9 protein-coding genes are annotated in these 8531 nt (G+C 73.0%); 4 read left to right on the top strand and 5 right to left on the bottom strand.

Annotated features, from left to right (window positions below; all coding sequences use genetic code 11):
• Together AB0O67_RS34985 and AB0O67_RS34980 are read right to left on the bottom strand one after the other, a co-directional pair.
• Window positions 1–862, bottom strand: an 862-nt coding sequence (locus AB0O67_RS34985; protein ID WP_365459352.1) for a GAF domain-containing protein, incomplete at its 3' end; no start/stop codon positions are given.
• Window positions 863–1197: 335 nt separating this feature from the next.
• The gene (locus tag AB0O67_RS34980) at window positions 1198–2832 is read right to left on the bottom strand and encodes an acyl-CoA dehydrogenase family protein (RefSeq protein ID WP_365459349.1); all 1635 of its coding nucleotides are present in this window, start codon (window positions 2830–2832) and stop codon (window positions 1198–1200) included.
• A gap of 110 nt (window positions 2833–2942) precedes the next feature.
• Here AB0O67_RS34980 and AB0O67_RS34975 point away from each other — a divergent pair, with 110 nt between their 5' ends.
• Window positions 2943–4136: a YihY/virulence factor BrkB family protein gene (locus AB0O67_RS34975; protein ID WP_365459346.1), complete on the top strand. Its 1194-nt coding sequence runs from the start codon at window positions 2943–2945 to the stop codon at window positions 4134–4136.
• Between the two features lie 24 nt (window positions 4137–4160).
• On the opposite strand, the gene AB0O67_RS34970 is transcribed toward AB0O67_RS34975, so the two are convergent.
• The gene (locus tag AB0O67_RS34970) at window positions 4161–4994 is read right to left on the bottom strand and encodes an NAD(P)H-binding protein (protein ID WP_365459343.1); all 834 of its coding nucleotides are present in this window, start codon (window positions 4992–4994) and stop codon (window positions 4161–4163) included.
• 80 nt (window positions 4995–5074) lie between these two features.
• On the opposite strand from AB0O67_RS34970, the gene AB0O67_RS34965 reads away from it, so the two are divergent.
• Window positions 5075–6028 carry an AraC family transcriptional regulator gene (locus AB0O67_RS34965; RefSeq protein ID WP_365459340.1) on the top strand — a complete coding sequence of 318 codons (954 nt, stop codon included), beginning with the start codon at window positions 5075–5077 and terminating at the stop codon, window positions 6026–6028.
• A gap of 78 nt (window positions 6029–6106) precedes the next feature.
• A complete protein-coding gene (locus AB0O67_RS34960) occupies window positions 6107–6796 on the top strand; it encodes a helix-turn-helix transcriptional regulator (RefSeq protein ID WP_365459337.1) in 690 nt (229 codons plus the stop codon).
• On the opposite strand, the gene AB0O67_RS34955 is transcribed toward AB0O67_RS34960, so the two are convergent.
• Window positions 6779–7186, bottom strand: coding sequence for a VOC family protein (locus AB0O67_RS34955; RefSeq protein WP_365459334.1), 408 nt, complete (start codon window positions 7184–7186; stop codon window positions 6779–6781). The genes AB0O67_RS34960 and AB0O67_RS34955 overlap by 18 nt on opposite strands.
• A 78-nt stretch (window positions 7187–7264) precedes the next feature.
• Window positions 7265–7897 carry a VOC family protein gene (locus AB0O67_RS34950; protein ID WP_365459331.1) on the bottom strand — a complete coding sequence of 211 codons (633 nt, stop codon included), beginning with the start codon at window positions 7895–7897 and terminating at the stop codon, window positions 7265–7267.
• A 223-nt stretch (window positions 7898–8120) separates the two neighbouring features.
• Here AB0O67_RS34950 and AB0O67_RS34945 point away from each other — a divergent pair.
• Window positions 8121–8531, top strand: a 411-nt coding sequence (locus tag AB0O67_RS34945) for a cbb3-type cytochrome c oxidase subunit I (RefSeq protein WP_365459328.1), incomplete at its 3' end; no start/stop codon positions are given.

Below are 8531 nucleotides of genomic sequence, written 5' to 3'. Positions count from 1 at the left end.
GTTCCACCCGGCACAGGCCCAGCAGGGGCAGCGGGCGTCGGCCCGGTGACAGCGCCTTGGGCAGCGCGATCCGGCTGGTGTACGGCATCCCCGTCACCGCCGCCGTCCAGCCCTCCCGGTCCACCACCAGCGCGCGGCCCGTCAGCCGGGCCAGCATCGGCGCGGCCACGGCGCGCAGCCCTTCCAGCGCCGTCAGATGCAACTCCCGCAGCCGGGCCTCGGCGAGCTTGGCGACCGAGTCGACCCAGGCGAGGGTGGCCGGATGCATCGTCTCCAGCGGTCCGCTGACGTCCACCACGCCGATCAGCCGGCCGTCGCGCGGATCGGTGACGGGGGCGCCGGCGCAGGTCCACGAGGCGTGCGAGCGGACGAAGTGCTCGGCGCCGAACACCTGAACGGGCCGCCGCACCACGGCCGGTGTCCCGACGCCGTTGGTGCCGACGGTGTTCTCCCGCCAGTCGGCGCCCAGCAGGAACCCGAGCCCGTCCGCCTTGCGCAGCACCGCGGAACTGCCCTCGCGCCACAGCACCCGGCCCTCCGCGTCGGTGATCACCATGATGTGCTGGGCGGTGTCCGCGACCGAGACCAAGCCTTCCCGCAGCACCGGAAGCACATGCCGCAGCGGTGAGTCCTCACGCCGCCGCAGGACCTCCTCCGGTGGCAGCAGGCCGGACCGGAAGTCGTGCTCCGGGTCCACCCCGCCGCGCAGCATGCGTCCCCAGGACTCCTCGATGACCGGGCGGGGGGCGAGGTCCGGGCGCTCGCCGGAGAGCGCGGCGTCGCGTAAGGCGCTGAGCATCCGCGCGGCCCGTGGCGCGTCGACGGCGGCCAGGTGCGACACATTCATAGGCGACCGCGGCACTGAGGTTCCTCCCCCGGGTTCACACTGATGTGCGACCGACTGTCAAGGCCTGGTGGCGGCGTTTTCCGGTCGCTTCCTGCTCGTGTCCCATACTGCCGCCCGCCGCTGACGGAGGGGCCCAGTCCGGTCACAGACACCGGAAAGTTGCAACCCCTTGCAACCCTGGTGAACCGACCACCGCTGTTTGAAACTTGAGCGACGTCGCCCGTGCGGCGCGCTTGGCCTCAACGGGCCGGCAGGGGCAGGGGTGGTGCCGTGTCGGCGCAGCACCACCCCTGTCGGCGCGCGGCTTTCCAGGTGCCGCCCGGTCAGGGCCCGCAGGCGTCGTACCCGCGTCAGGAGACCGGCCGCGCCCGCTCCACCACCGACGCCAGATCCAGCGTGTGCGGGAGGGTCCCGAAGGCGTTTCCCCAGTCGCCGCCCAGGCGCGAGGCGCAGAACGCGTCGGCGACCTCCGGCGGTGCGTACCGGACGAGCAGCGCGCCCTGAAGCACCAGCGCGAGCCGCTCGACCACACGCCGCGCACGGGCCTCGATGCCCTCCAGGTCGGCCAGTTCGGTCAGCAGGTTCTTGATCGCGGCGTCCAGCCGGTGGTCGGCGCCGCGTGCGCGCCCGACCTCCTGGAGAAAGGCGTTGAGGGCCTCCGGCTCACGCTGCAACGCGCGCAGCACGTCCAGCGCCTGGACGTTGCCCGCGCCCTCCCAGATCGAGTTCAGCGGCGACTCGCGCACCAGCCGGGGCAGCCCCGACTCCTCGACATAGCCGTTCCCGCCGAGGCACTCGGCCGCCTCCACCGCCACCGGCGTACAGCGCTTGGTCACCCAGTACTTCGCGGCCGGCACCGCGAGCCGCAGGAACGCCCGCTCCTGCTCGCTCCCGTCGTCGTATGCGGCGGCCAGGCGCATCCCGAGAGTCGTCGCGGCCTCCGACTCAAGGGCGAGATCGGCCAGGACGTTGCGCATCAGAGGCTTGTCGATCAGCTTGCCGCCGAACGCCTCCCGGTACGTGCAGTGGTGGATCGCCTGCGCGACGGCCTGCCGCATCAGCCCCGCCGAGCCGAGCACGCAGTCGAGCCGGGTCGCGGCGACCATCTCGATGATGGTCCGCACCCCGCGGCCCTCGTCGCCGACCCGGCGCGCCCAGGTCCCGTCGAACTCGACCTCGCTGGAGGCGTTGGAACGGTTGCCCAGCTTCTCCTTCAGCCGCTGGATCAGGAACACGTTCCTGCCGCCGTCGGCGAGGACCCGCGGCACCAGGAAACAGGTCAGCCCGCCCGGAGCCTGTGCCAGCACCAGGAAGCCGTCCGACATCGGTGCCGAGCAGAACCACTTGTGCCCGGTCAGCTCGTACGTCCCGTCCTGCGCGAGCGGCCGGGCGACGGTCGTGTTGGCACGGACGTCGCTGCCGCCCTGCTTCTCCGTCATGCCCATCCCGAACAGGACCCCGGCCTTCTCCCCGGCGGGCCGCTGATCACGGTCGTAGATCATCGACGTCAGCCGCGGCTCCCACTCGGCGGCGAGGGCCGGGTCGGTGCGCAGGGCGGGCACGGCGGCGTGGGTCATGGACAGCGGACAGCCGTTGCCGGCCTCGACCTGCGTCCACATGAGGAATCCGGCCGCCCGCCGCACGTGCCCGGCCGGCCGTGCCCAGGCAGCGGTCAGGCCCGCGGCGACGCCCTTGCCGAGCAGCCGGTGCCAGGACGGATGGAACTCGACCTCGTCGACGCGATGCCCGTAGCGGTCGTGGGTGCGCAGGCCGGGCGGGTTCTCGTTGGCCAGCACCCCCCACTCCTGCACCTGCGCCGACCCCGAGGTGCGGCCGAGCGCCGCGAGCTCGTCCAGGGCCTCGTCGAGCAGGTCCGGGGCGACGTGCCGTTCGACGGCCGCGACGAGGGCGCGGTCGGCGCCGAAGACGTCGTATCCGACGAGTGGCGGGACCTGGTTCGTCACGATGTGGGTGCTGCGTGCCATGTCTCGGAACCTACCCCGAGGCACGGGGGTGGTCACCCCGTGGAAGCGGCGCCGTGGGCCACCGTCCGACCAGGGTGAACCGTGCCCGGTGCGACGGATACCTTTGGGTCGTGCAGCCAGCAAGTGACATCCCCGAACCCTCCGGTCGCCTCCACCGCGCGCGTGCCCTCTACCGGAACGTCTCGAAGCGCCGGACCGCCTGGCTGCTGCTGAAGGACACCGTCAACTCGTGCATCGAGTACCGCATCCTCGGCCTGGCCGCCGAAGCCGCCTTCTTCACGCTGTTGTCGGTGCCGCCGCTGCTGCTCAGCCTGATCGGCCTGCTCGGCTACGTCGACTCCTGGACCGGCACGGACACCATCTCCAGCCTGGAGACCAACATCCTGGAGGCCTCCCGCACGGTCCTGTCCGACAAGGGCGTCAACCAGATCGCCCGGCCGATCCTGGACGACGTGATGCAGGGCGGGCGCCCGGACGTCATCTCCATCGGTTTCCTCTTCGCGCTGTGGTCGGGATCCCGGGCGGTGAACGTCTTCATCGACACCATCACCGTGATGTACGGCCTCGACGGCGTCCGGGGGATCGTCAAGACCCGGCTGGTGGCGTTCCTGCTGTTCCTCGCGGCCCTGCTGATCGGCTCGGTGGCGCTGCCGCTGATGGTCGCGGGCCCGGACGCGGTGGTGCGGATCGTGCCGTGGTCGACGACGGTGGTCCAGGTCCTCTACTGGCCCGTGGTCATGGTCCTGTCGATCATCTTCCTGACCACGCTGTACCACGTCTCCGTCCCGGTCCGCTCCCCGTGGGTCGAGGACGTACCGGGCGCCCTGGTCGCCCTCGCCATGTGGGTGCTCGGCAGCTTCCTGCTCCGTATCTACCTGGCCAACACCATCGAGGGCGCGACGATCTACGGTTCCCTGGCGGCCGCCGTCGCCGTGCTGCTGTGGATCGGTGTGTCCGCGTTCGCCGTGCTCGTCGGCGCCGCCGTCAACGCGGCGATCGACCGGGTCTGGCCGGCCGCCGCGACGGCCGCCGCCCGTGCCGCCAACGAGCGGCTGCGCGAGGCGCAGGTCGCCGAGTACGTCGCCCGCGCCGCCGCGGCCCGCGGGGCCGACCCCGACCCGGACGACCCCGACATGCCGTCCGAGTTCCCCGAGCGCTGGTCCCGCTTCCTGCCTCCGGAGGACGTGACGGCACGGCTGCGCACACAGGTGAAGAGCTCCCACAACGCGTCGCAGAACTCTTCTCAGAACTCCACGCAGAAGGGGACCGGGGAGAACGGGGTGGAGCCGCCCCGGGAGAAGTGAGGCCGGCCCCGGGGCGCCCGCCGCTCAAGGCGTCCAGGTTCCCGCCGCGGCGGCCTCGGTCGCGAACGTTCTGAAGTCCCGCGGCTCGCGGCCCAGCACCTGCCGGACACCGTCCGAGAGATGGGCGTTGCGGCCGTCCAGGAGCGTCTCGAACACGTCCACGAGCAGCTCCACCACCTCGGGCGGCTCCCCGAAGGCGGCCAGCCGCGCGCCGTACTCGGCCGCCGGCACCGGCCGGTACGTCAGCTCGCGCCCCGCCGCCTTCGCGACCTCCGCGACCGCCTCCCCGAAGGTCAGCAGCCGGGGCCCCGTCACGTCGATGCCAAGCCCCACGTACCGGTCACCCGCCGCCAGCGCCGCCACCACCACGTCCGCGACGTCCCGCAGATCCACGAACGGCTCCCGCACCGCACCGCCCGGGAACACCAGCTCCCCACCCAGCCGCAGCCCCTCCACCAGCGGCCCCTCGCTGAAGTTCTGCATGAACCACGCGGAGCGTACGACCGTCCAGTCCGCGCCCGACTCCCGCAGCGCCTCCTCGGTCGGCCGCGCCTGCACCTCGCCCCGCGCCGACAGCAGCACCAGCCGCCGTACGCCGAGGGCGACCGCCTCGTGCGCCAGGAGCCCGACCGCGAGGGTGGCCTCCGGGGAGCCGACGTCCCCGGGGTGGACGAGATACGCCGCGTCCGCGCCCCGCAGCGCGGGCGCCCACGTCGACCGGTCCGCCCAGTCGAAGCCCTGGGCGCGCGAGGCCGGCCGCACCTCCAGTCCCGCCGCCCGGGCGGCCCGCGCCACCCGGCTGCCCGTACGACCGGACGCCCCGGTCACCACTACCGTCATGTCCGTTTTCTGTGTCATGCCTCCAGTGAACTGCCGTACCGCTCCCGGGCCCATGGCTGAACGGCTCATTCCCCTACGGGCGCGTCTACGCTGACGCCATGGACCCACTCGCAGGCCTGCTGGAAGGCCCTCGCGCGCGTGGCGCCTTCATGATCCGGGCGTGTTTCGATCCGCCCTGGGCCGTGCGCGTCGAGGACCGGGCGCCGCTCACCGTGATGCTGATGGTGCGCGGCGACGCCTGGGTCGTCCCGGACACGGGAGAGCCGGTGCGGCTGCGGGCCGGGGACCTCGCCATCGCGCGCGGCCCCGACCCGTACACCTGCGGCGACGACCCGGCGACGGCGGCGCAGGCGGTGATCCTGCCGGGCGGCGAGTGCCGCTACCCCGACGGCAGGCCGCTGAGCGGCCGGATGGACCTCGGCGTGCGCACCTGGGGGGACCGCCCGGACGGCGCCGCGGTGATGCTGATCGGCACCTACCTCTGGCAGGGCGAGATCAGCGGGCGGCTCCTCGACGCCCTGCCGCCGCTGCTGTCGCTCACCTCGGACGTCTGGAACTGCCCGCTGACCCCGTTCCTCAGGGAGGAGATCGTGCGGGACGAGCCGGGGCAGGAGGTCGTCCTGGACCGCCTTCTGGACCTGCTGGTCATCGCCGCGCTGCGGGCCTGGTTCTCGCGCCCCGAGGCGGCGGCTCCGGCTTGGTACCGGGCGCTGGCCGACCCCGTCGTCGGTCGCGTGCTGCGCCTTCTCCAGGACGATCCGGCCCGGCCGTGGACCGTGGCGTCGCTCGCCGCCGAGGCAGGGGTGTCCCGGGCCGCGCTCGCCCGCCGGTTCACGGAACTGGTGGGCGAACCCCCGATGACCTACCTCACCGGCTGGCGCCTCGCCCTCGCCGCCGACTGCCTGCGCGACAGCGAGGACACCCTGGAGGCGATAGCCCGCCACATCGGCTACGGCAGCGCCTTCGCCCTGTCCAACGCCTTCAAGCGGGTGTACGGGGTGAGCCCCCAGGAGCACCGGACGCGGGGGCGCGTGGTCGGGGTGGGGGTCTAGCGGGGCGGGCCGGGCCGCGCGGTCCCGCGAGCGGGCGGACTCCGCCCCGGGCCCGGGCGCGCGGCGTAGCCTGGCCGCGTGTACGTGGAGCGGGTGTCACGGCTGGCCGGTGCGGTGGTGTGGACGAACACCCCGTCCCCCGCGTCCGGCGCGGGGCGGGTGCTGCCCGACGGCTGCATGGACCTGCTCTGGCACGACGGGCGCCTGCTGGTCGCGGGCCCGGACACGCGCGCGCACCGCACGGACGGCGACGACGGCGCCTGGGCCGGCGTCCGCTTCTTCCCGGGCACCGCGCCCACCTTCCTGGGCCTGCCCGCGTACGAGGTCCGCGACCGGCGGGTCGAACTCGCCGACCTCTGGCCGGAAACGCGAGTACGCCGGCTCACCGCGCGGGTGGAGGCGGCCGCCGATCCCGCGCGCGGCCTGGAGGAGGCGGCGCTGGCCCTCGCGGCCGACGCCGATCCGCCGGACCCGCTGCTGCTGCGGGTCGTCACGGCGCTGGACGCGGGCCGCCCGGTCGCCGCGACCGCCGACGAACTCGGCCTCGGAGCCCGCCAGTTGCACCGCCGGGCGCTGACCGCCTTCGGATACGGCCCGAAGACACTCGCCCGCGTGCTGCGCCTGCAACGGGCCCTGGCCCTCGCGCGGGGCGGCCTGCCGCTCGCGGAGACCGCCGTGGAGGCCGGCTACGCGGACCAGCCGCATCTGGCGCGCGACGTCAGGGACCTGACGGGCGCCACCCCGGGCGAGCTACTCGGCGGCGGCTGACGGCAGCGGGGCGAACAGGTCGACGCCGTTGCCGTCCGGGTCGTTCACGACGGCGTACCGCTGGCCCCAGAAGGCGTCCCACGGTTTGAGCTCGCCGTGGTGGCCCGCGCCCACCATCTCCTCGTACACCGCGTCGACCTCGTCCGGTCCGTCGCACAGCAGTGCCAGCGAGGCCCGGCCGCCCCCGGTGGGCGGCCGCCACCCGGCGTGGAAGGACCGCACGCTCTCCTCCGTGTCCAGCAGCAACCGCAGCCCGCCCGGCAGCCCGGCCTCCGCGTGCGGCTGCTGCTCCACTCCCTGTGGGAACGCGAAACCCAGGCGGCGGTAGAAGGCGACGGAGGCGGCCATGTCGGAGACGACCAGGCCGATGGCATCGAATCGTGGAGTCATGAGTCCCACGGTAGGCAGAGGCGGGGCAGGGGTCTTGAAGGAAACGGACAGCGAGCGCCAGCGCCGTGGTCAGCCCGCTCAGTCGAACCGCACCGGCCCCTTCGGCGTGTCCACCGTGAACGACAGCCCCACCGGGCCTTTCGCGAGGGGCAGTTCGGTGTCCAGGGCCGCCAGGAGCGGGCGGATCTCGGCGGGGTCGGGGGCCGTGGCCGTCAGGGACAGCAGCGGGGTGACGGGCAGGCCGGTCGCGGAGGGGTGGCGTGCGGCGCCCCAGTCGATGAGGAAGGGGACCAGGCCGGAGGGGTGCGCGGCCGCGCCGTCGGTCAGGCGCCAGCGCAGCAGCGTGCCGTCGGGGGTGCGGCGGCTCATCGCCCGCGGTGTGCCGGGGTCGTAGCCCCGCGCCCGTGCCGAGGCCACCGCCGCGTCCAGGTCGGGCGGGCTGATCGCCCAGGTCAGCGTGCGTGGCGCGGCCAGCTCGTCGACGCCGAGGGGTCTGGGGCCGCCGGGCGTGGACTGCTCGGGATCCGGACCGATGATTTCCAGGTAACCGCTTGCGCCCAGACCGACCAGGTAGTTGCGGGTGCCGAGACCGACATGAGAACCGCCGACCACCGGCGTCACACCGGTTCGCCGCGCGAACTCGGCGACCGTCGCCGCCAGATCCGGGGTCGCGAGGACAAGGTGATCGAGATGTGCGGGAATCGTGTTCATCGTCGCCGAGGCTACGCACCCCGCTCGCCCATGGGGAACACCTGTGCGGCGCGACGGGCGGCCTGCCGTCGGAGGGCCATCGGTGTGGGTCGTGTACTGCATCCGGGTGGGATCGCCCGCAGGTCTGCCGTGTGTCGCCCGCTCCGGAGCCGATCCTTCGCCCCGCGCGGCCAGGATTGCGGTCATCACCAGGTCCAGCCATGAACACCGGGAGACACAGCTCGTGAGCATTCTCAACGAACCGCAGGACTCGGCGGCTGAGAGTTATTACGCGAACGAGCTGCCGGTCAGGGCCAAGCGGCCCGGCAACGTCGTGGTGAAGTGGCTGACGACCACCGACCACAAGACGATCGGCACGCTGTACCTGTCGACGTCGTTCATGTTCTTCCTGATCGGTGGCGTGATGGCGCTCTTCATGCGCGCCGAGCTCGCCCGGCCGGGTACGCAGATCATGTCGAACGAGCAGTACAACCAGGCGTTCACGATGCACGGCACGATCATGCTGCTGATGTTCGCGACGCCGCTGTTCGCCGGTTTCACGAACTGGATCATGCCGCTGCAGATCGGCGCGCCGGACGTGGCGTTCCCGCGGCTGAACATGTTCGCCTACTGGCTCTACCTGTTCGGCTCGCTG

Source organism: Streptomyces sp. NPDC086077, from assembly GCF_040686175.1.
Lineage (GTDB): Bacteria > Actinomycetota > Actinomycetes > Streptomycetales > Streptomycetaceae > Streptomyces.
Note: the sequence above shows the minus strand (reverse complement) of the source record. Positions and strands in the feature narration are given on the sequence as shown.